Genomic DNA, 21591 nt, shown 5'->3' with positions numbered 1-21591 from the left:
TGTGTTCTAAATTATTTGAAGTTTACCTTACGCAATAAATGTATTAAAATTTAAGTACCACACAAACTCCGTTCAACACATTATTTTGCTGAATTCGATAGAATTGATACCTTTGTAGTCTAATTTAAAGAAAATGAATTTATTACTTGTTTTAGGTCTTTTAGGAGGATTAGGTGCTCCGGAAATTATCATCATTTTAGTGATTATACTTTTAATGTTTGGTGGCAAAAAAATACCTGAATTAATGAAAGGACTAGGTAGGGGCGTAAAAGAATTTAAAGACGCAAGCAAAGGTGAAAATGGTGAAAGTTCCGGAATCGAAAAAAAATAAGATAATCTTACATAATTTTAAGCGTTATTCAGATTGAATAACGCTTTTATTTTTTCATAACAATGACTTATAATTTTGAATCCATAGATGTATTAAATGCTGATTTGTTGGCAGGAAAGGTAAGTTGTGTTAATTTAGTAACTGACCTCATTTCTTCCATAAAATTGAAAAAACACTTAAATGCTTTTTTGGAAGTGTTTGAGAAATCTGCAATGGAACAAGCCCAAAAAGTTGATGAAAAAATTCAAAAAGGCCAGGCTGGAAAATTAGCCGGAGTTGTGGTTGGAATAAAAGATAATATATGTTACAAAGGTCACAAAGTTACTGCTTCTTCAAAAATATTGGAAGGTTTTGAATCCCTTTATAGCGCAACAGTTGTAGAAAGATTGCTTTCAGAAGATGCGATAATCATAGGTCGGTTGAATTGTGATGAATTTGCCATGGGAAGCAGTAATGAAAACTCAGCATTCGGGAATGTTTTAAATCCTTTAAATGAAAAATGTGTGCCGGGAGGTTCATCCGGAGGGGCTTCATGTGCGGTAGCTGCTAATTTATGCCACGTAAGTTTAGGTTCTGACACCGGAGGTTCAATTCGTCAGCCCGCCGCTTTTACAGGCACGGTTGGTCTTAAGCCTACTTACGGAAGAGTTTCCCGATATGGATTAATTGCCTACGCTTCTTCGTTTGATCAAATCGGTCCCATAACAAAAAACGTAAAAGATGCTGCATTGATACTTCAAATTATTGCAGGACAGGATAAGAATGATAACACTACATCATCTAGAATAATTCCTGAGTTTAGTAATAGTTTAAATAGCGGTAAAAAATATAAAATAGCGTACTTAAAAGAATGTGTAGAGGCTGAAGGCATTGATTCTGAAGTTAAAGAAAGCGTATTGAATCAGATAGAAAAATTAAAAACAGCCGGACATCAAGTGCAGGCCGTTAGTTTTCCGTTTTTAGAATATTTAGTGCCAACCTATTATGTGCTTACCACAGCAGAAGCCTCCTCTAATCTTGCGCGATTTGATGGTGTACATTTTGGTTATAGAAGTAAAGATGTTAAAGACTTAGAAAGCACCTATAAAAAATCACGAAGCGAAGGATTTGGAAAAGAGGTGAAGAGAAGAATAATGTTGGGAACGTTTGTTTTAAGTGCCGGCTATTATGATGCGTATTATAGCAAAGGACAGAAGGTACGTAAACTAATACAAAGTAAAACCAATGAAATTTTGAAAGAGTATGATTTAATCATAACACCTTCAACTCCGGGCACAGCTTTTGAGTTTGGGAAAAACAGTCAAGATCCAATAAAAATGTATTTAGAAGATATATTTACTGTACAAGCTAATATTGCAGGCATTCCTGCAATTTCAATTCCTTCGGGCATACATTCAAATGGTTTGCCAATGGGAATACAAATTATGGCAAAGTCTTTTGATGAAACCGCTATGTTTGATTTAGCGTCAGAAATTGAAAAAAAATAAATTATTTATAAATGGCATTGGTCCGATTTATAGATTTTTTAACGATACACTAATTTTAATTTAAGGAACTTTTAATTTTCATGACCAAAGAGGCTACAGCAATTAAAACAAGTTACTTTAATATTATTAGTAATTTATTGTTGTCTGCTTTGAAATGGATTACCGGCTATTTTGGAAATTCATACGCCCTAATTGCCGATGCGATAGAATCAACAACAGACATTTTTGCCTCTGCCCTTGTACTTTTTGGTATAAAGTATTCCAATAAACCGCCGGATAAAAATCATCCCTACGGGCATGGAAGAGCAGAACCTTTGATCACCTTTATTGTTGTTTCATTTCTGGTTTCTTCAGCATTATTTATCGCCCATGAAAGCATTCTTAATATTCAAACCCCTCATGAACTTCCTAAACCTTTTACCTTAATTGTATTAGGCGTAATAATATTTTGGAAAGAATTGTCCTATCGCTTAGTTATCAAAAAAAGTAAAGAGGTTGGTAGTTCTGCTTTAAAAGCTGATGCCTGGCATCATCGCAGCGATGCAATTACATCTGTAGCCGCATTTATTGGCATCTCTATAGCGCTGTTTTTTGGAAAGGGTTATGAATCGGCCGATGATTGGGCTGCACTTTTTGCATCAGGATTTATCATATATAATAGTTATTTGATTTTCCGGCCTGCACTTGGCGAAATTATGGATGAACATGTTTTTGATGACTTAATTACATTAATTAGAAAAGTATCACTTACAGTTGATGGGGTACAAGAAACAGAAAAATGTTTTATTCGTAAAGCCGGCATGAAATATCATGTAGATTTGCATGCTAAAGTAAATGCTAACCTAACAGTAAAAGAAGGTCATGAAATTGCGCATAAATTAAAAGACACATTACACAAAGAAATTTCGAACTTAGGCCACATATTAATTCATATTGAGCCATTTTAATTAAAAATAAATGAGTGATCATCTTATTGTATTCATTTTATTAGCTTTATTAGCTGAAATTTTAGGTACAGTGGGTGGCTTCGGATCTTCCCTTTTATTTGTTCCTTTAGCCGGCGTGTATTTTGATTTTCATAGTGTTTTAGGAATAACCGCAGTGTTTCACGTTTTCAGTAACTTATCTAAAATCGCACTATTCAGAAGTGGAATAAATAAAAAGATAATTATTCAAATTGGAATTCCTGCAATAATTTTCGTTGCTCTCGGCGCCTTTTTAAGCAATAGCATTAATAGTAATATTCTTGAACTTATTTTGGGTGTATTTTTAATTTTATTTAGCCTTCTTTTAATCATTTTTAAAAAGTTTAAAGTAAAATCATCCTTCAAAAATTCTATTCTAAGCGGAATTCTATCAGGTTTCACGGCAGGACTATTAGGAACAGGAGGGGCAATCCGTGGTTTATTTTTATCCGCCCTTAATTTAAACATGGAAATATTTGTAGCTACATCAGCAGTAATAGATTTAGGTGTTGATATTACACGGTCTGTTGTTTACGGAATACACGGATATATTCATCAACATGATTTATACTTGATAGGTATTTTGTTTTTCGTCAGTTTTATTGGCTCCTATCTTGGAAAATTAATCATGAAGAAAATTTCGCAAACGCAATTTAAAAAAATTGTACTTGTACTGATCCTTCTTACCGGTATTTATACCGTTACTTCTTTAATCATAAAACTCTACTAAATGGATCTCGTTTAAAAATTTGTTTCTTTATCCCAATACATCGAGCTTATGCTTTTAGAAAAAGCGAATGTAAAATAAATGGCAAATCCCGAAAAAAAGATCAACAAGTGAAAGTAAATGCCAATTCGATAGCCGCACCAATAGGTAGCAGTTCGATCGAGAGTAATTAAATTGGTGGGTAAAATAAGCGTTACGATCAATGTAAAAAGCATTAAAAAAACAAACATATTTTCAATGCTTTTTAAGGGCCAACTTAAATATTTTCTTTTGTTTGAAAATGGCTTCCCCCACTCTCCTATTAAGTAATAATTTCCAAAATCGGTTTTTGCAAAAAGCATACAACAATCCGTTTCATTTTCTTTTTTCAGAAAAGAATTAGTGCACAGCATTTTTAAACCTTTGAGGTTTTTTTTGAACTTAATATTTAAATCATTGCATTCTTGAATTATAAAATCCGGAAATTCAAATTTGTAACATTGCGTATTCAAAAACTTCAATCTATATTTTATTGCCAATTCCTTAATTTCTGATTCCTTGTAAATACGATTCCGATCCATCGCATCTTCATTTATAACCTCATCAAGCTTCTGATAATTTTTTAAATTATTTAATACGTTTTTTTTGGTGAATTGTTCACTAATCAGAATTTTATTGACTTCCTGCAATAATTCTTCTTCTTTTTTACGGCGCTTTGTCCTGATTTTTGCTAATTCTTCTATTCCAGTTAATTTACCCATTCTTTAATATGGAATTATAGCAATACCAATTGAATAGGGCAATATACCCTGAGGACCTTTATTATCCTGAAATAATTCTGAAAAATAATAAGAAGCTGAAAATGCAAATTGCTGAAATCCTATTCTGAAAGTTGCACCGTAACGTACCGGATTTATATTTTTTATTCTATATGTTCTGAATTTACCGTCTTTATCCTGTACAGACCGAAAATCATTAAGCATATAACCAACTCTAAAACCGACATGAATTTTAAACTGACGGTCGGTTTTAGTTCTGAATCGAAATTCAATAGGCATTTCTAAAATTTTCTGCGCATACCGATTTAATTTAGTTTCTCTTTGTATAGGCTCTAAGCGAGTGCCCGTGTTTTTGACGGTACTATCTGTTATGTATACAAATTCAGCATTGCTATGAAAATTATGGCTAAAAATACCAAGGCCATACCCGAAACTAAAGGCAGATTTACCAATTGGTTTATCAAACATTAACGAAAAATTTACGCCTATTGATTTTATGGATGATTGCTGAATATTGGCAGGCAAACCTGTGTAACCGGTATGCAAAATTTCAATGAGCATGCGGTCACCGGGATCAGATTTATAATTCTTCTTGTCAAATTCTCCAATCTCCCTACTACCTTTCTTTTTAGGAAGAGTGTCACTAACCGTTTGAGAAAAGCCAACTAGCGCAAATTGTACGAAAATCAAAAATATGGCAATTCTACTCATCATGTAAAAATACTTAAAATTTGTTTTCTGATAAACGTGTTTGAATTTTTAATACATTTACTTTTTGAGTTAAATTATGAGCAAAAAAATAAGCATAGTCATTGTTATTATCGTATCATTTAGCCTTTTGGCCTTTAAAGGTTTGTTTTCAAGCGGTAAAACAGATTCAACCGGTTCACCTAATGAAGGAACCTGTAGCAGTTGCCACGGAGGCGGCTCCGGAGCCACAACTATTTCGATTACCACAGTGCCCGCATTTACCAATAATGTTTTTGATCCTTCTACCAATTATACTGTTTCTGTGACACTAAGCAATTCAAACTTTAACGCTTATGGATTTGCTTGTGAAATATTAGGACAGGGAAATCAAAGTGTTGGCACAATGACTAATGCAGGAACCGGAGTGCAATTTGCTACCGGTGTTTTTGGCAGACGAACAGCTACGCACACTACACCAAAGAATGGTACTGGAACCGCAACTTTTAATTTTGAATGGATTTCACCTGCTTTCGGATTCGCTAATTTTTATGTTGCAGGTATTGCTGCTAATTTAAATGCTAATACTTCGGGAGATGCCCCTGCCAACACTGTCCTTTCGGCCAGTAACACCGTTACCTTTATAAATAAGGAAGAATTTGTTGATTTATCTTCATTCAGAATATTTCCAAGTCCGGCTAACGGACTAATTTGTATGAGTTGGAATCAATTGCAAGAAAGCAAAATAAAGGCTGAAGTTTTCTCACTTAGCGGAGCTCTGATTAAAGAATTATTTAATGAAAATAAATTGGCAGGTGATCATAAGCACATTGCAGATATTGATAACCTGCAAGCCGGTTTATATTTCATTCGTATCAGCAATGAAAGTAAAACTATATCACAAAAATTATTCTCCGTTCAATAATTTTATTCTTTCAAAAGTTTTTTGGAATACAAGATTTTATTTTCAGCCTTCAAAATAGCAATGTAATTGCCCTTTGCCAATTCTTCTGAAAAACGGATTTTACTTTTTTTGCTTTTTAATGCTTCTTGCAATACTATTTTCCCGTTTATATCACATACTTGTAATTCAAATTCGGTTTGTGGCTCTGTTGGTAATTCAATAATTAAATAGTCCTTAATTGGATTTGGGTATATTTTTGCTTCAACACCTTGCAAATAATTTTCTTTAACTTGGATGATATTGGTTGTATCGGTTGAATTTCCGAAGGTGTACTCTCCATTTTTTAAGGTATCAATTTCAATCCACCCGGTCTTAAGCCCTGATTGGAATTTAAAAACATTCATTACTAATTTCCAATCATCTTTCGCATTTTGACGATAAAACATACGAATGCTGTCTCCATTTATCGAAGCCAACAACGTGTCAAGATAAGAGTACGTTCCTAAATTTTTACTTCCATCGTAATTAAATCTTGCGGTAGCGTGAAAACCGTTAGAACGAATTCCTTCTACTTTCCAATATCGCTGATCGGATAATCGGTGATTGTTAGGATTGCTTTTAAATGGATCGGGAGATACAAAATTATGAATAACCCGAATAAGCGAAGAATCGGCGCCACTACTTGTTACGTTCATAGTCATTTTAGCTAAACCTAAACCTATATTCCCCGGCGCTTTAATGACCCTCGATTCAAATGAAGTGGCATCACCTATTTTACTGTCATAGTTCAAGGCGTGATAAACCGGAAGATAAGGTAGCGTTAAAGTAAAAGTGGCATTAGCGCCAGACATGGTTACAGTTTGAACTACTCGTGTCCAGTCGCTTTTAAAAAAACTTATTTCTAATGGTACATTGGAATATAAACTTGGGGCTCCGAGTTTTTTTTGTTTCAGAGAAACAATTGCACTGTAGGTAGATGGACCGGCATTAATATAATTAACAGAATCGATATCAAATTGTGGCCACCCGGGATTTAAAACCCAATCATTAAAAAATGAAACTAAATTCTGACCGCTACTGGTTTGAAACAGGTCGCGTAGCTCTAATGTATTTACGTTTTTTAATTCTTTTTGAATCATGGTGTATTTACAGGCATTAAAAAAAGCAGCATCGCCCATGTATCCTCGTAAAGTGTGAATCATATCTGCGCCTTTTTTATACACATAATCGCCATAGGTTAAACTATGCGGTATACCGGATATAGCCCGAAAGCCTCCTTCCTTATGGTGCAAATGATGCACCAACTGCATGTGCTCACTTTTTACACTAGACAAATAAGAATTTTTTCCGTATTGCCATTCTAAAAACATGTATGCACAAAATGTAGCCATCCCTTCGTTAATCCACATGTCTTCTTGTGTTTCGCATGTCACCAAATCTCCCCACCAATGATGCGCTAATTCATGCGCCATTAATACCGATTCGTAAGCAATATTTCCGGCAACGGCTCTTGGATATGAAATATTAGTAGCGTGCTCCATTGCGCCAGAATTAAAAGGAACTAAGCAATAACCTACTCTGTTCCATTTATAGGGGCCAAAATAATTTTCAAATCCGGTAATGCAGTTTAATAAGTTGGTAAATCCTACTTTCATAGCAGCTGTGTCACCAGCTACACCAACCAAATTCACAGGTTTTGGACCTAACAAAGTATTTGCTGTTAAATTAACCTGAGTGTATTTAGCTACTGAAACGCTTGCTAAATAACTTGGAATCTCTTGATTCATTATCCAATTTCGGGTGCGCTTTGCTCCATTAACCACATTGCTCATTAATACACCATTGCAATATGCTTTTCTGGCCGTATCGCAAGTGATGTTAAATTCATATTTACTGTGTTCTACAAAATTATCGAAACACGGAAACCAAACCCGACCAAAATTATGTGGCTTGGCTGAAAAGCCAACACCTAAATTATAAGCATATTCAGCGCCTCCGGTGTTATCAAAATAAAAGCCTCCCCATAATTGATCGGCTGAGGGTTGTCCTTTATAATAAACGGTTATTGTACTTGTATCAACCACATTTTTTGCAGCTAAAAAATTTACTTTTAGAATTGTGTCATTATAAGAATACAATAATGCGCTATTATTTTCCTTTACTGAATCTATCGTTAATTTTAAAAGATCCAATCGAATATGATTTTGGTTATTCATTTTAGGCGCAAACCGGATTGCGGTATTTCCTTTTATATCTTTCGTTGAAAAATTACCTATTTCTAAGTTGATGGTGTATTTCAATACATCTATGGTATCGCTTCTCAGGTTTTCCGCACTATAATACATAGGAGGTAATTGCTGTTGATTCTTAGCTTGTTGGCAACCGTAGGGTTGCGCAAAAGACAAGCCGGCATTTAACATGTTTGCTGCTACCAGCCAAATACCAATTGTATTCCCATTTATTCTCATACTATAAAATTACTAAAAAAACGATGTGTTTTTCGGTTAAATGAAGTTATATGTGGTATTTAAGAATCCTATAATGATGTTTAATTTAGGGTCATGATTGCTCTTTCAGAATTGCATTATTTGATACATTCGCTCAGTAAATCTGAAAAAAGATTTTTTAAGCTGGTTGCGGGCACACAAAATTTAAGTTCCAAAGCTATTGTTCAGTTATTTGATTTGATTGAATCTATAGAACCTATGCAAGATGCGTATTCTGTTCTTCAAAATCATAACGATGTAATAAGCACTCAAAACATGAGTGATTTATATAATTACATATTAAAAAGCCAACGCGGTTACCATGTAGCCGGTATTTTGAGTTTTAATATGAATAATGATTTAGCAGATTTACACGTGTTGTTTGAAAAAGCACAATTTAAACAATGCGCAAAAATGCTTATTGCCTTAAAAAACAAAGCAATTTCCAAAGAAGAATTTGGAATTTTAATTGAGCTTATTGAATTGGAGAAAAAGCTTTTACTCTTAGAGCACACTGCTTATAACAAGAATAATTATAACCATTTAATTGAAGAACAAGAGAAATATTTAACAAAAGACAAAAACTTAAGTGAATACTATAAATTGTATTCCACTATAAAATCACACCTTAAGAATAAGGACTTTAAAAAGCAGGGAACACAATCGGAGTATTATGCAAGCGTGCTCAAAAATACCATACTAACTGATAATAAAAAACCGCATTCCAAAAAAGCAAGCTTATTACAAAAAAAATGTCGAGCACTTGCGTTTACCGCGCTTAAAAAACAAGACTTCCGAAAAAAAGAATTGCTTGGAATAACCGAATTCTTTGATGAAAATAGTTTTGTTTTTGAAGAAATGCCTCGTCAATTAATTGATACTTTATACAATTTATCCAATTTATTTATTGAAACAAAAGACTTTAACAGATCCAAGGAAGTATTAAAAAAAATGAAAGCACTTTTGACTTCAAAGAAAATAATTGGCCATGATTTAAAGTTAAAGTTAGAAACGTATTGTTATATAGTTGAATTATTGATATTAACTTATTCGGGTAAATTTACCGCAACGAATACGATTGCTGCTGATATAATGGAGTTTTTATATGAATCGCAAAATACAATTAACAAAGAAGATAAAAGCATTATTTTATTTAATTTAATTAATTTTTGTATTTATACCGGCAATTATAGCAAAGCCGAAAAATTACTCGAAATTCAAATAGCAGATAGCGACCGAAAAGGAAGAATTGATATACGTTATTACTCGCGTTTTCAGCAATTAATTGTAATGAGTGAGCTCGATAAAGATTTAAGTATATCGCTCGTATTAGATGAGCTTAATGAGTTTAAGGAATACGAACTATTTAATACAGCGGTAGAAAAAAGTACAATTCAGTTTTTCCGTAATTATAAAGGAAGAAACAGCCCGGAATACAGAGAAAATTTAAAAGATTGGTTTACATCACTTTCTAATTCCATCAGAAATAAACAGGAAGCCTGGAGTAATTTCTTTTATATAAATACTTATGCTTATTGCGGATCAAAAATTGGCAAAGGAACAATTCAAGAATTAATTATTCAAAATCACAAATTCATTGAAACCCACTAACATATTATTTGAACTAGTTCATTCGTTAAGCGCTTCGGAGGAGTCGTACTTTAAAGAATTGGCTTCTTTACAGCATGGGGACAAAAATTACCTTAAAATATATACCTATTTAAAATCATTGAAGGAATATGACGAAGTGGAAGTTAAAAAACACTTTAAAAATGAAGTTTTTGTAAAACACTTTCCAAGTGAAAAGAATCAATTATTGCATCATATTTTAAGAAGTTTAAGAAATCATCGCTTCGAAAAAAACCAGGAAGCCATTATCAATGAACAAATAAAAAACATTCAGATTCTATTTAATAAATCGCTTTTTAGAATGGCCAGGCGAGAGTTGAATCGAATTAAAATTACGGCATATAAAAATGAATTTTTTTACTCGGTACTTAAGATAATAGAATTAGAAAAAGTGGTAATTGACATTGAGGTGAGATTTGACGAAAATGATATGCGCGAATTAGATATGCTAATGACGGAAAAGGAAGAGCTGCTTAAAAAAATCTCCAATCTAATTCAATTAGACCAAATATTAGCCGAATTAATTTTACAATACAATCAACACTCCTTTGTAAAAAATACAGAAGAAAAAAACAAACTAGAGACCCTTTTAAAAAATAAAAAACTTTTCCATGCAAAAAACATTCTTTCAAAAAAGGCGAGGATAACTGCCTTGTTAATTCAGTGTTTGGCGTTGCGACTATTGCATAAAGAAAAAGAATTATTACGCATCATTCCGATAACCATTAAGATGATGGAAGAAGAAGGTTTTTATATTAATGAAAACCCGAATAACTATATTTTATGCTATAGTTTTTTAGCCAGGTCATATGCCCTAAATCAACAATACAACGAGAGCTATGCCTGCCTAGATAAAATTAAAGCGCAACAATTGAGTCCGGAATTTGAACCGCTTATCTATCAAATTGAAATTTTTACAAGAAGCGTTATTAACGATTCTATGTTTTTATTGTATACCGGAAAATTTGAAGAGCACGGGAAATCAATCCCATTTATTTTAAGTGGATTAAAAAAATATCAGGATAAAATGCCAAGCGGTGAATTAAGTACCATTCACTACTTGTTATTCATGTCTTATTTCGGAAGAGGTGAATATCAAACCGGACTTAGTTGGCTGAATAAAATTATTAATAGTAAAGAGAAATTAATCAGACCCGATCTGTATCGTATTTGCAAATTAGTTAACCTAATTATGCACTTTGAATTAAACAATATTTCTCTTATCAATTACCTTTTCAAATCCAATCAACGGTATTATGAGGTAAATAAACAAATATTTCCGTTCGAGAAAATTTTCATGAAATACTTCCGCAAATTTGCGCTGAAAGAAGAAGGACAACACGATCTCATTCATTTAGAAAAAATGAAACAGGAAATTATGGTTGCATTTCAAGATCCTTATCAAAAATTTGCTTTAGAATACTTTGATTTTGAGGCGTGGATTAATTCAAAATTACACAACATCTCCTTCAAACAGGCCTTAATAAACAGCCGGCATTCGGGTTAATAATACTTATTCGGTAATAGGTAATTTTTCACATAATCTTCAACCCCATGTTCCAATTCTGTAAATGGTTTGGTGTATCCTTGTTGTTTTAGTTTATTCATGTTAGCCTCTGTAAAATATTGATACTTATCTCTAATATCCAAAGGTGTTTCAATAAATTCAATATGATTAGGCATTCCCATTGCACTTAATGTGGCAGTGGCTAAATCTAAAAATGTGCGCGCTTTACCACTCCCCAAATTATAAATACCGCTTGCAATACTATTTCCGTATAAATACCAAATTACTTCAATTACATCCACAACATAAACAAAATCTCTTAATTGTTCGCCATCTTGAAATTCCTTGCGATGAGATTTGAATAATTTTATTTTTCCGGTATTTTTTGCTTGATTAAATCCATGAAAAATTACGGATGCCATTCTCCCTTTATGATATTCATTTGGGCCATATACGTTAAAAAATTTCAACCCATACCAATGTTCGGGTTTTATCGTTTGTTTCAGCGCCCACTTATCAAAATCATTTTTACTGTCGCCGTAAGGATTTAGGGGCTTTAATAATTCTATTTTGTTTTCATCATCGTCATAACCCTGTTCACCCAAACCATATGTTGCCGCCGACGAAGCATAAATAAATTTTATCTTGTTTTCTGAGCAAAATAACCACAGTTCTTTAGTATAATTTAAATTAAGCTCATTAAATATAGCCCTGTTAAATTCTGTGGTATCGGTTCGCGCACCAATATGAATAACACAACTCACCTCGCCTTTATTTTCCTTGAGCCAGTTAAACAAATCCTTTCTATCTACTAATAACTTATACCTTTTATTGCTATAATTGTTTTGCTTTTCCAATCTTGCAAAATCATCAACCAATACCAAATCATTTTTCAACTCGTTATTGAACTTCCGAACAAGGCAACTTCCAATAAATCCGGCTGCTCCGGTAATAATAATCATAATGCCAAATTTACTTAATTATTTTTGTCATCATTTGCATTTTAATAAAAATGTGAACACATTTGTTCTATGACAGTAAAAAGGGTTTTTGACATTCTTAATAAATTGGGAGGATCTGAGAAGAAACCCGACATTTTAAATCAGAAAAAAAACAAACAATGGGTAAATTACAGTACTGATGATTTTATTGAAAAAGTAAATTATATCAGTTCGGCATTAATTGACCTGCAATTATCTAAAGATGATACAGCGGCAATTATGTCCCCTAACTGTCCGGCCTGGAATTTTTGCGATTATGGCATTCAACAAGCCGGATTAGTTTCTGTTCCAATTTACCCAACTGTTGGTGCCGACGATCTGAGATTTATTTTACAGCATAGTGAGGCAAAATTGATTTTTATTTCAGATAAAAACATTCTTAAAAAACTAATATCCATTGAAAAAGATCTTCCGCATTTAAAACATGTTATTTCCTTTGAGGAAACAGAAGGCATCCAATCTTTAGAAGATTTCACGAATAAAGGAAAAAGTGTATATAATGAAGAAAAACTAAATCAGATAAAAAGCGGTATTTCCGAAAAAGATGTTTTCACCATTTTATACACCTCCGGAACAACCGGCTCTCCAAAGGGTGTAATGATTACGCATGATGGACTCTTAAGTAATGTGAGAGCAATCCAAGACATAGTACCATTTTCACCAAAATGGAAGGCGCTTAGTTTTTTGCCGCTAAATCATGTGTATGAACGGGTATTGAATACTTTGTATTTATATCAAAATACTTCCATTTATTACGCCGAAAATTTTGAAACCATTGGTGATAATTGTCGTGAAATTCACCCGCAATTGTTTGTTGCGGTGCCTCGTGTATTGGAAAGAGTACTTGACAAAATTTCATCTGCCGGAGAAAAACTTACCGGTTTCAAGAAAAAGATTTTTGATTTAAGTATGCGGCTAGCTGAATCGTATGAGTTAAAAGGAGAAAATGGTATTTGGTACGAGATACAAAGAAAAATTTGCGATAAACTGGTTTACTCCAAGTGGAGGGCTGCCGTTGGGGGTGAATTGTATTGTGTTGTGAGTGGCGGAGCAGCTTTAAATCCGAGGTTAGAGCGAATCTTTTTTTGTGCAGGAATTCCATGTTTACAGGGATATGGATTAACAGAAACTTCGGTCGTAATTGCTGTAAATCAATTTAAAGATAATTCCATCAAATTTGGCACCGTTGGCCCGGTAGTAAAATCTGTCGAAGTAAAAATTGCTGAGGATGGAGAAATTTTGATGAAGGGTCCTAGTTTAATGAAGGGATATTATAAAAATCCGGAAGCCACAACTGAGGCTATTGATTCAGCAGGATGGTTCCATACCGGCGATATTGGGGAGTTTATTGAAAACAAATTTTTAAAAATCACTGACCGGAAAAAAGAATTATTTAAAAGCAGTGCCGGAAAATATATTTCTCCGGTGATGCTCGAAAATAAATTGAAAGAATGTAAATATATTGAACAGTGTATGGTTATTGGCGAAAATCAAAAATTTCCGTCAGCAATAATTATTCCCTCATTAAGTGCATTTAAAGAATATTGCAGTATTCACAATATTAATTGGGACGGCAATGAAGCTATGTTTAATAACGAAACATTAAATAAAATTATTCAAGATCATGTTAAAAACATCAACAAGTCGCTTGCGCCACACGAACAATTAAAAAGATGCAGATTAATTAAAGGAAGTTGGACTGTTGAAGGAGGCGAAATAACTCCAAAATTGAGTTTAAAAAGAAAAATAATAAACCAAAAACACAAAACGGAAATAAATGAAATTTTTGGCAGTGCTGAAAATTGAAGCTTAACTTCTTTTAAATCCAATCACACACAAATCGTCAACTTGTTCGTTTTCCTGTTTCCACTCTAAATGTTTGTCCAGTAAAATTTTTCCTTGCGTTTGAAAGTCTAGTTTATGATTTTTAATGAGTAATTCTTTAAATCTGGCGCTTCCCATTTTCTTTCCCTTTTCGCCTCCAAATTGATCGGCATATCCATCGGTGAAAATATAAAACACGTCGTCTTTGTCAGGAGTAAGCTGATGCGTTTTGTAATCAATTTCCGGATGAGTTTCATCTTGCTTTGTTCCGATTGGTATTTTATCCGCCTTAATTTCGGTCAACTGTTCGCCATTAACAATCCAGATAGGTCTCATAGCTCCTGCATAGTCAACCCTATTTTTATTAAAATAAATTTTACAGATTGCAGCGTCCATTCCATCCTTTGAATCGCTGTTTTGCTGATTAGCATGTAAGGCATCAACCACACCTAAATTTAAATTCTTTAATATTTGACCCGGGTCGGTTACATTATTTTCATTCACAATTTTATTCAAAATATTATAACCAATCAAACTCATAAAGGCCCCTGGAACACCATGGCCGGTACAATCAACAGAAGCAATAATGCAGAAACTTTCCTTTTCAGCAAACCAGTAAAAATCTCCGCTAACGATATCCTTTGTTTTATAAAATACAAAAGAATGAGGTAAGCTTTTTTCTATTTTTGACTTTGAAGGAAGTATAGCCGTTTGGATTTTCCGGGCATATTCTAAACTATCTGTGATGTCTTTATTTTTTTGTTCAATAATTTTCTGTTGATGCTTGGCCTCTGTAATATCACTATCAATAATAATTAATTTTTTTATTTCATTATTCTCATCAAAAATAGGAGTAAGCGTTGAGGCTTCCCAAACTTTATTGGCAGGATCTTTTTCGTTTAATGACTCGTATTTTACAGAACGCTTATTCTGAATGGCATCCTTTACATAATCAGCAATTCGGGGATTATTACTGGAAGTTAAAATATTTAGTTTTCTCTCAAGAATTTCTTTTAAGGTAATTCTATTTAATCGCTCAAAGGCATCATTTACATATTCAATATCACCATTCGGATTTAAAATCAACACCACGTTTGATGTTTTACTAGCCACAATGGATAATTGTTCTAATTCTTTATTTGCCGCCGCAATTATTTCACTTTGTTTTTCAATTTCATGTGTACGTTGGGCAACCTTTTCCTCCAATAACTGATTTTCTTTTTGAAGAGTTTTTAATCTCCATTTCACCAATAAATAAATAGAAACAATTAATGTAATGCTGCTAACCACCCAAAACCAAGGTTCTTCCCAAATAGGTTTTAATATGCGGAAACTGAATTGCTCTTCCTTGCTCCAAATATCTTCCTCATTTTTACATTGAACAACAAATGTATATGTACCCGAGTTTAAATTATTGTAGTTTATTAATTGCGAAAAAGTTGAAGTTTTCCAATCTTCGTCATAACCCGCCAATTTAAAACGGTAATTAAGTTTATCTGGATTTCTTGACCAGGTTCCCGTAAATTCAAAAGCTAAATTTTTCTGAGAATGATCTAACACCATTGCGCTATCCAAAGCACTTTGCTTGTAATTTATTAAAAACTTACTTATCTGAACTCCCGGCTTTAAAGTATCACCGGCATTTTGTTGTAAGCGATAACATAATACACCGTTATTTGTGGCAGAAAACATTTGACCGTTGTTAATCAAAATAGAATTTAAATTAGGTTCAAGATCTCCATCCAACACATCATAATAGCTTACTTTTCCGGTATTAATATTCAACTTGTCTATTCCCTTAGGATGAAGCAAATACAATGTTTTTTCATAAGCAATTATTTGTGCGGGTTGTTCATCGCGCAAACCATTCTCTATACCAAAAGCGGTAACAGATTTTTCTGCAATTTTTAATACGCCATCAGAATTGGATACGGCCCATAAATTTTGATACTCATCCTCACAAAGTGAGTAAATAATATTAGACTTTAGTTTTAATTTGGTGTTCATTAATTCAAACTTCCCATCCTTTAATAATTCTAATCCACCATCGCTAGCAATATACAGCTCTCCTTTTTTGGTTAAAATTGAGCAGTAAACATAATTACTTACCAGTCCATTTTCTTCATTATAATGATTTAAAACAATTAATTTATCATCTTCAATTTTACACACAATTAATCCGGCTCCAAGGGTTGAAATAAATATTTTGTCGCCGGTAACAGTAATGTGTGAAACATTATCATTGGGTAAATCACTTGTTCGGGTATTAAAAATTTTTATCTTTTTATCCTTAATAACTACCAATCCGCTTTCATAGGTGCCAAAATATAAAGCACCGTTTTTATGACTCGCTGATGAGGAAACGGTAACCTCCGGAAAATCCTTCACCTTACGGAATTGAAAGTAATTTTCCTCATTCTTAAATATTTCAATTAACCCTTTTGATGTTCCTGCCCAAATGGTATTATTATTATCACACAAAACAGAAAGGATATTTTCATCCGGTATTCCTGCTATTGAATTTATGAATTCAAAACGTCGCGGAATTATTTGATGTAAACCCACTTCACTGCTCAGCCAAATACTATTTGAATGGTCAACATGCAAAGCATTGAAGTTGGTAGCTTTGAGTTGACTTTTAAATTCTTCATTATGTAAAATACCGTTTTTAAATAAAAAGAGTCCTTTTTTGGATGTGGCAAAAACTATTTCGCCGTTTTTATTGATTAAGCAATTGGTAATTGGTCCCTTATCCCAATTAGTAAAGAATAAAATTCGTTCAAATTCTTTTTTATTGATATTATAGAGGCATATACCCGAATCTTCCGTTCCAATTAAAAGTTTATCAGCCGAAAATGGACTTATACATCTTACTATATTATCTGGCAGGCCGTTTTTTGACGAAATAACTTCAATTTTTGGGTTAGTATTTAAATCTTGTAAGATAGATATACCGGCATCTGTTCCGCACCACAATTCATTGTTTATTAATTGCATGGAATAAACCACATTATCTGACAAGCCATTGTCTGAATTAAAATGTTGAATCTGTTTATTGTTTTCAAACACGTAAATACCACTTCCGTATGTACTGATAAACAATACATTTTTATTGCTTTGTTTAAACCCGGTAATCTTCGAATCAGGGGGTTCACCGTTAAAAATTAAAGAGTCTATTTTATCCTCTTTAGTAATGTGATACACTTTACCTTTTTCGTTACCTACCCAAACGCTGTGATCATAAGCATGAAACAAACAAGTAATTTTTCCTGCGTTTAAGCCTTCCTTTATTCCAAATACTTTATTATTCTTTCCATCAAATTTCAGAATTCCATCTTTACTCCCAACCCAGAGGCAACCATTATTATCTTCTGATATACAATATAGAGGTGAGTTTTTTTTTGGTAATAAGTTCAAATGGTTTTTAACGGCAAATTGGGCATGAACTGAATAGGTTATACCAATAAGGAATGAAAAAATTAAACCTGTACGACACATCATCTAACCTTTAGGGTTGCATTTAACTGCACTGCGATGACAGACGCAATTTTTTGATTTACAATTTTAGGAATTTTAATATCATGATCGCTCAAAGGAACATCAAAGCTTGAATCAACAACTATTTCTTTATCCTTTACCACAACCTTTACTTTAACAATTTTTTCTTTAGAAACTCCATGAATTTCAAAATTACCTTTGGCCCGTACGGAATAATTACCATTTTTACTGATATCAATGTCATCAATTAGTTTCCCCTTAAATATTGCTTTAGGATATTTACTGGCTTCCACATAATTTTCTAAAAAATGCTCCTTTTGTAACTCACTGTTAAATCCCTCAAAAGTACTTAAGGCAACCGCGAATGCTACATTTTTATTGCTGAAATCTATTGCCCCTATGGTCATTTTTGATTGGGCCTTTATCATTTCAAGTGGCGCCTCTGAAGTAAATTTTGAAACACCGTCTTTGCAAGAATAAATTTGTGCATTTAGCGTTACGGCACAAAAAATCAGTATATATAATATTATCTCTTTCATTTTTATTTTAGACTAGTAAATATAAGTAAAATTCTTTTCTTAATTCATTAATCATCGCTCCAAACTTTAGTTCCTTCTGTGCAATTGGTACAAATGTCAATTTCCGACCTTCCTTTTAAAATTTTCGCTCTAAAACGGGTGTATTTGTCAGAAAACCAAATATTTTGAAACGACTCTTTTTGCATATCGCCCATTTGATGTTTTGCATCCTTATCAAAACAACAAGGTACAACCAAACCATTCCAGGTTATTACGCAGCCCTGCCACATCCGCCAACATTGGTTCAATAATTTATTTTTTATTTGATAATTGCCATTTTCGGTTCTTTTATATCTTGAAAATTCAGCGTTTTCAGGTATTAATTCGCTCCCATTTTCGTAATCATATATTTGCGCGGTTTTAATTTGAATTTTATCTACACCATATTCTTTAGCTAAACTTTTAATTTGATTAATTTGATTTTCATTATGCTTAAATACGATGAATTGCCAAACAACAGTAGGTGTTTTTAGATTTAGTGCCTTTTTTTGTTGCACAAGATGTTTGGTGCCTTGTAATACTTTTGTTAAATCCCCACCCACTCTGTATTTTTCATAAGATTCCTGATCGGCTCCATCTACTGAAATAATGAGCTTACTCAAGCCGCTTAAAACAGTTTTTTTGGCCAAATCTTCCGTTATATAATGTGCATTTGTACTAGTAATGGTATAAATACCCTTTTGTTCGGCCAGTTTTACCATTTCCAAAAACTTTGGGTTCAAAAATGGTTCTCCCTGAAAATAAAATACAATATTATGTACATATTTTTTTAATTGTTCAAGTATTCCGTTAAACAATTCAGGTTCTAACATGCCTATATCCCTACTAAAACTTCTAAGTCCGCTAGGACATTGCGGACATCTTAAATTGCAACTCGTTGTAGGTTCAACACTGATAGAAAAAGGTCTCCCCCACACCAGAGGTTTATGAATTAATCTCGAAATATGGTAACTCAATAGTAATTTTATAAAGTTTAACACCTTTATAAAGGAAAGCCTGCGGAGAATATGTATATAATAATACATCAGTGCTATAAATGATTAATATTGTAATTGCTATTTTGCATCCTATGCCCAGGCAATTAATAAATATACTACTTCTTTTCATGTGCTTAATGCTTTTTATTAAATGCGCTCAGGTAGTTCAACTCACCGGTGGTGAAAAAGATTCGGAAGCTCCTAAATTAATTCAATCTTTGCCGGAAAATAAGTCGGTTAACTTCGTAGCCGATCAAATTATTTTACAATTTGACGAATTCATACAGTTAAAAGACATATCTAATCAAATAATCATTAATCCACCTTTACCGGAAATTCCGGAAATGGAGGCCGACGGTAAAAAATTAAAAATAAACTTAAAAAAATCAAAAACGGAGCCCAACACAACCTACCGCATCTTTTTTGGTAACGCTATTAACGATATGCATGAGGGAAATGTACTTAAGGATTTTGAATTTGTATTTTCAACCGGAAGTGAAATTGATACCTTAAAGGCCAAAGGTGAAATTGAAATTGAATTTGATAAATCGGAGCCGGGTGAATGTGTAGTTGCACTATATAATACCGATAAAATTACAAACGACAGTTTTGCGTACCAGTTAAAGGCAGATTATATTGTAAAAAGTAACAAAACAGGCAATTTTGATTTTAAATACCTTCCCAACAAAAACTTTAAAGCATTGGCTTTTTGGGATAAAAATAAAAATTACCTGTATGATGGGGAGTCAGAAAGAATAGCATTTTCAGATTTAACACATAATCCTTCAATAGATACCACTTCAATACATTTAAACATGTTTGCTGAAAAAACCGGAAAGCTATATCTAAAAAAAACATATTCACCTTATTATGGAAAAGTTCAACTCATTTATAGTAAAGAGGTAATTAGCAATATTAAACCCCTACACGATTCTGACCAAACAAAAATTTATCATCACCAACAAAATAAGGCAAACGACACCTTGTCGGTTTACTACAAAAACATAACTGATACTTTAAAACTAATTTCTACCAATCCTGAGTTCTCCATATTAGATACATTAATTATTGGATTACCGAAATTTAAACCAACTATTGCGAAAAAACTGATGTTTACCCAAAATTGGTTAGCGGGGGTACTTGAAAAAAATGTAAAGCCCCGGCTTCAGTTTTATAATCTCATTGATACCGGTTTGGCAAAAAATGCGCTACTGAAAATAAAGTATATCAAAGACACCTTAAAAGTGACCGAAGATGTCGAACTAAAAGTAATAGACCCAATAACGGTTGAATTAGCTAATAACTTCGCCGAAGGAATAGATTATAAAGTTGTTTGCGACACCGCAGCTTTTCACGATTATACCGGAAAATATAACGATAGTATTAAATTAAACTTGAGCAGAAGGGAAAGCAGTGAACTTGGAAAACTGAAACTCAATTTACTTTTGGACAAAAAACAGCATTACATTATTCAATTGATAGGTGCTAACCATACCGTTGTAATGGAAAAATCAGTTTACCTAAGTCTTTCCTCCAGTAATTCCGTTGAAGTAATTATGGATGAATTATTCCCGGGAACTTACCGGATTAAAATTATTTATGACGATAATGCAAATAAAAAGTGGGATACAGGTAATTTGCTAGAAAAAAGGCAACCCGAAAAAATACGCATTCCAGCCAAAGAAATAAAAATTATGGCCGATTGGGAAGTAGAAGAAGAAATAAAAATTCAGTAAATTTTATTTTTTATTTTAAATAAAAGTCATTTTTCTCCAATGAAAAATCAAAAAAATAAAATTTGTAAATTATTATTTAATCAAAAAAATATTTGATGTTTGTTTGAAAAAAAATTTGAGTTCAGTTTCACACAAAAGCGCTATTAACAATTTCAACAAATTGATGTTGAAAAAATAAATACTTAATATATAGATAAGAACAAATAATTTATTTACTTCGTATCAACAAATCTCAAAAAACAATAACCATGGCAAAAAAAGCAACCAAGAAAAAAGCCGCTCCTAAGAAAAAAGCTGCTCCTAAAAAGAAAGCTGCTAAAAAGAAAGCTGCTAAAAAGAAAACTGCTAAGAAAAAGAAAAAGTAGTCAACTAAAAAAACCCTCCGCGCAGCGGGGGGTTTTTTGTTTCTATTCGTCTCCCTATTCGCTCTATTAATTACGAATATCCTCAAAGCAACTTAAAATAATTGTCTTACCGCTATTTTTATTTTATCTTT

16 protein-coding genes are annotated in these 21591 nt (G+C 32.9%); 9 read left to right on the top strand and 7 right to left on the bottom strand.

Annotation, left to right across the window (positions count from 1 at the left end):
* Positions 1-133: 133 nt before the first annotated feature.
* From tatA to IPM51_15110, 4 genes are all read left to right on the top strand, one after another.
* Positions 134-331 (top strand): twin-arginine translocase TatA/TatE family subunit, encoded by a 198-nt coding sequence (tatA, locus tag IPM51_15125; protein ID MBK9285632.1) that lies wholly within the window; start codon positions 134-136, stop codon positions 329-331.
* A gap of 62 nt (positions 332-393) precedes the next feature.
* The gene (gene gatA / locus IPM51_15120; GenBank protein ID MBK9285631.1) at positions 394-1818 is read left to right on the top strand and encodes an Asp-tRNA(Asn)/Glu-tRNA(Gln) amidotransferase subunit GatA; all 1425 of its coding nucleotides are present in this window, start codon (positions 394-396) and stop codon (positions 1816-1818) included.
* Positions 1819-1898: 80 nt separating this feature from the next.
* On the top strand, positions 1899-2765 hold the full coding sequence (locus tag IPM51_15115) for a cation transporter (protein MBK9285630.1): 867 nt from the start codon (positions 1899-1901) through the stop codon (positions 2763-2765).
* Between the two features lie 10 nt (positions 2766-2775).
* Positions 2776-3513 (top strand): sulfite exporter TauE/SafE family protein, encoded by a 738-nt coding sequence (locus IPM51_15110; GenBank protein ID MBK9285629.1) that lies wholly within the window; start codon positions 2776-2778, stop codon positions 3511-3513.
* An 11-nt stretch (positions 3514-3524) separates the two neighbouring features.
* Here the strand turns inward: IPM51_15110 and IPM51_15105 are convergent, their stop codons facing one another.
* A complete protein-coding gene (locus IPM51_15105) occupies positions 3525-4250 on the bottom strand; it encodes a hypothetical protein (protein MBK9285628.1) in 726 nt (241 codons plus the stop codon).
* 3 nt (positions 4251-4253) lie between these two features.
* Entirely contained in the window at positions 4254-4982 is a 729-nt protein-coding gene (locus tag IPM51_15100; GenBank protein ID MBK9285627.1) for an outer membrane beta-barrel protein, read from the bottom strand.
* 73 nt (positions 4983-5055) lie between these two features.
* Between IPM51_15100 and IPM51_15095 the strand changes: the two genes are divergently transcribed.
* On the top strand, positions 5056-5880 hold the full coding sequence (locus tag IPM51_15095) for a T9SS type A sorting domain-containing protein (protein ID MBK9285626.1): 825 nt from the start codon (positions 5056-5058) through the stop codon (positions 5878-5880).
* A 2-nt stretch (positions 5881-5882) separates the two neighbouring features.
* Here the strand turns inward: IPM51_15095 and IPM51_15090 are convergent, their stop codons facing one another.
* Complete coding sequence (locus IPM51_15090) at positions 5883-8327, bottom strand: T9SS type A sorting domain-containing protein (protein ID MBK9285625.1); 2445 nt, start codon at positions 8325-8327, stop codon at positions 5883-5885.
* A gap of 93 nt (positions 8328-8420) precedes the next feature.
* On the opposite strand from IPM51_15090, the gene IPM51_15085 reads away from it, so the two are divergent.
* Together IPM51_15085 and IPM51_15080 are read left to right on the top strand one after the other, a co-directional pair.
* On the top strand, positions 8421-9956 hold the full coding sequence (locus IPM51_15085) for a hypothetical protein (protein MBK9285624.1): 1536 nt from the start codon (positions 8421-8423) through the stop codon (positions 9954-9956).
* Complete coding sequence (locus IPM51_15080) at positions 9943-11481, top strand: hypothetical protein (protein MBK9285623.1); 1539 nt, start codon at positions 9943-9945, stop codon at positions 11479-11481. Before IPM51_15085 ends, IPM51_15080 begins: the two co-directional genes overlap by 14 nt.
* Here the strand turns inward: IPM51_15080 and rfaD are convergent.
* The gene (rfaD, locus tag IPM51_15075) at positions 11478-12443 is read right to left on the bottom strand and encodes an ADP-glyceromanno-heptose 6-epimerase (protein ID MBK9285622.1); all 966 of its coding nucleotides are present in this window, start codon (positions 12441-12443) and stop codon (positions 11478-11480) included. The genes IPM51_15080 and rfaD overlap by 4 nt on opposite strands.
* Before the next feature lie 69 nt (positions 12444-12512).
* Here rfaD and IPM51_15070 point away from each other — a divergent pair, with 69 nt between their 5' ends.
* Positions 12513-14288, top strand: a complete 1776-nt coding sequence (locus IPM51_15070; GenBank protein ID MBK9285621.1) for a long-chain fatty acid--CoA ligase — start codon at positions 12513-12515, stop codon at positions 14286-14288.
* Between the two features lie 3 nt (positions 14289-14291).
* Here the strand turns inward: IPM51_15070 and IPM51_15065 are convergent, their stop codons facing one another.
* From IPM51_15065 to IPM51_15055, 3 genes are read right to left on the bottom strand one after another with little or no spacing between them, the layout of a single operon-like run.
* On the bottom strand, positions 14292-17804 hold the full coding sequence (locus IPM51_15065) for a SpoIIE family protein phosphatase (GenBank protein ID MBK9285620.1): 3513 nt from the start codon (positions 17802-17804) through the stop codon (positions 14292-14294).
* Positions 17804-18343 carry a YceI family protein gene (locus tag IPM51_15060; protein MBK9285619.1) on the bottom strand — a complete coding sequence of 180 codons (540 nt, stop codon included), beginning with the start codon at positions 18341-18343 and terminating at the stop codon, positions 17804-17806. Before IPM51_15060 ends, IPM51_15065 begins: the two co-directional genes overlap by 1 nt.
* Before the next feature lie 47 nt (positions 18344-18390).
* Positions 18391-19407 (bottom strand): SPASM domain-containing protein, encoded by a 1017-nt coding sequence (locus IPM51_15055; GenBank protein MBK9285618.1) that lies wholly within the window; start codon positions 19405-19407, stop codon positions 18391-18393.
* Between the two features lie 11 nt (positions 19408-19418).
* Between IPM51_15055 and IPM51_15050 the strand changes: the two genes are divergently transcribed.
* Complete coding sequence (locus tag IPM51_15050) at positions 19419-21095, top strand: Ig-like domain-containing protein (protein MBK9285617.1); 1677 nt, start codon at positions 19419-19421, stop codon at positions 21093-21095.
* Positions 21096-21591 lie beyond the last annotated feature (496 nt).

The organism is Sphingobacteriaceae bacterium (genome assembly GCA_016715905.1).
In the GTDB taxonomy this organism is placed as follows: Bacteria; Bacteroidota; Bacteroidia; order B-17B0; family Aurantibacillaceae; genus Aurantibacillus.
The sequence above is the reverse complement of the archived record's forward strand: the minus strand, read 5'-3'. Positions and strand labels throughout refer to the sequence as shown.

Bases quoted from the DNA above. Each gene is read 5' to 3' on its own strand.
- IPM51_15050 (MBK9285617.1), top strand. From the start codon at position 19,419: ATGATTAATATTGTAATTGCTATTTTGCATCCTATGCCCAGGCAATTA.
- tatA (MBK9285632.1), top strand. From the start codon at position 134: ATGAATTTATTACTTGTTTTAGGTCTTTTAGGAGGATTAGGTGCTCCG.
- IPM51_15085 (MBK9285624.1), top strand. From the start codon at position 8,421: ATGATTGCTCTTTCAGAATTGCATTATTTGATACATTCGCTCAGTAAA.
- IPM51_15055 (MBK9285618.1), bottom strand. From the start codon at position 19,407: ATGTATTATTATATACATATTCTCCGCAGGCTTTCCTTTATAAAGGTG.
- gatA (MBK9285631.1), top strand. From the start codon at position 394: ATGACTTATAATTTTGAATCCATAGATGTATTAAATGCTGATTTGTTG.
- rfaD (MBK9285622.1), bottom strand. From the start codon at position 12,443: ATGATTATTATTACCGGAGCAGCCGGATTTATTGGAAGTTGCCTTGTT.
- IPM51_15065 (MBK9285620.1), bottom strand. From the start codon at position 17,804: ATGTGTCGTACAGGTTTAATTTTTTCATTCCTTATTGGTATAACCTAT.
- IPM51_15060 (MBK9285619.1), bottom strand. From the start codon at position 18,343: ATGAAAGAGATAATATTATATATACTGATTTTTTGTGCCGTAACGCTA.
- IPM51_15110 (MBK9285629.1), top strand. From the start codon at position 2,776: ATGAGTGATCATCTTATTGTATTCATTTTATTAGCTTTATTAGCTGAA.
- IPM51_15095 (MBK9285626.1), top strand. From the start codon at position 5,056: ATGAGCAAAAAAATAAGCATAGTCATTGTTATTATCGTATCATTTAGC.
- IPM51_15090 (MBK9285625.1), bottom strand. From the start codon at position 8,327: ATGAGAATAAATGGGAATACAATTGGTATTTGGCTGGTAGCAGCAAAC.
- IPM51_15105 (MBK9285628.1), bottom strand. From the start codon at position 4,250: ATGGGTAAATTAACTGGAATAGAAGAATTAGCAAAAATCAGGACAAAG.
- IPM51_15115 (MBK9285630.1), top strand. From the start codon at position 1,899: ATGACCAAAGAGGCTACAGCAATTAAAACAAGTTACTTTAATATTATT.
- IPM51_15070 (MBK9285621.1), top strand. From the start codon at position 12,513: ATGACAGTAAAAAGGGTTTTTGACATTCTTAATAAATTGGGAGGATCT.
- IPM51_15100 (MBK9285627.1), bottom strand. From the start codon at position 4,982: ATGATGAGTAGAATTGCCATATTTTTGATTTTCGTACAATTTGCGCTA.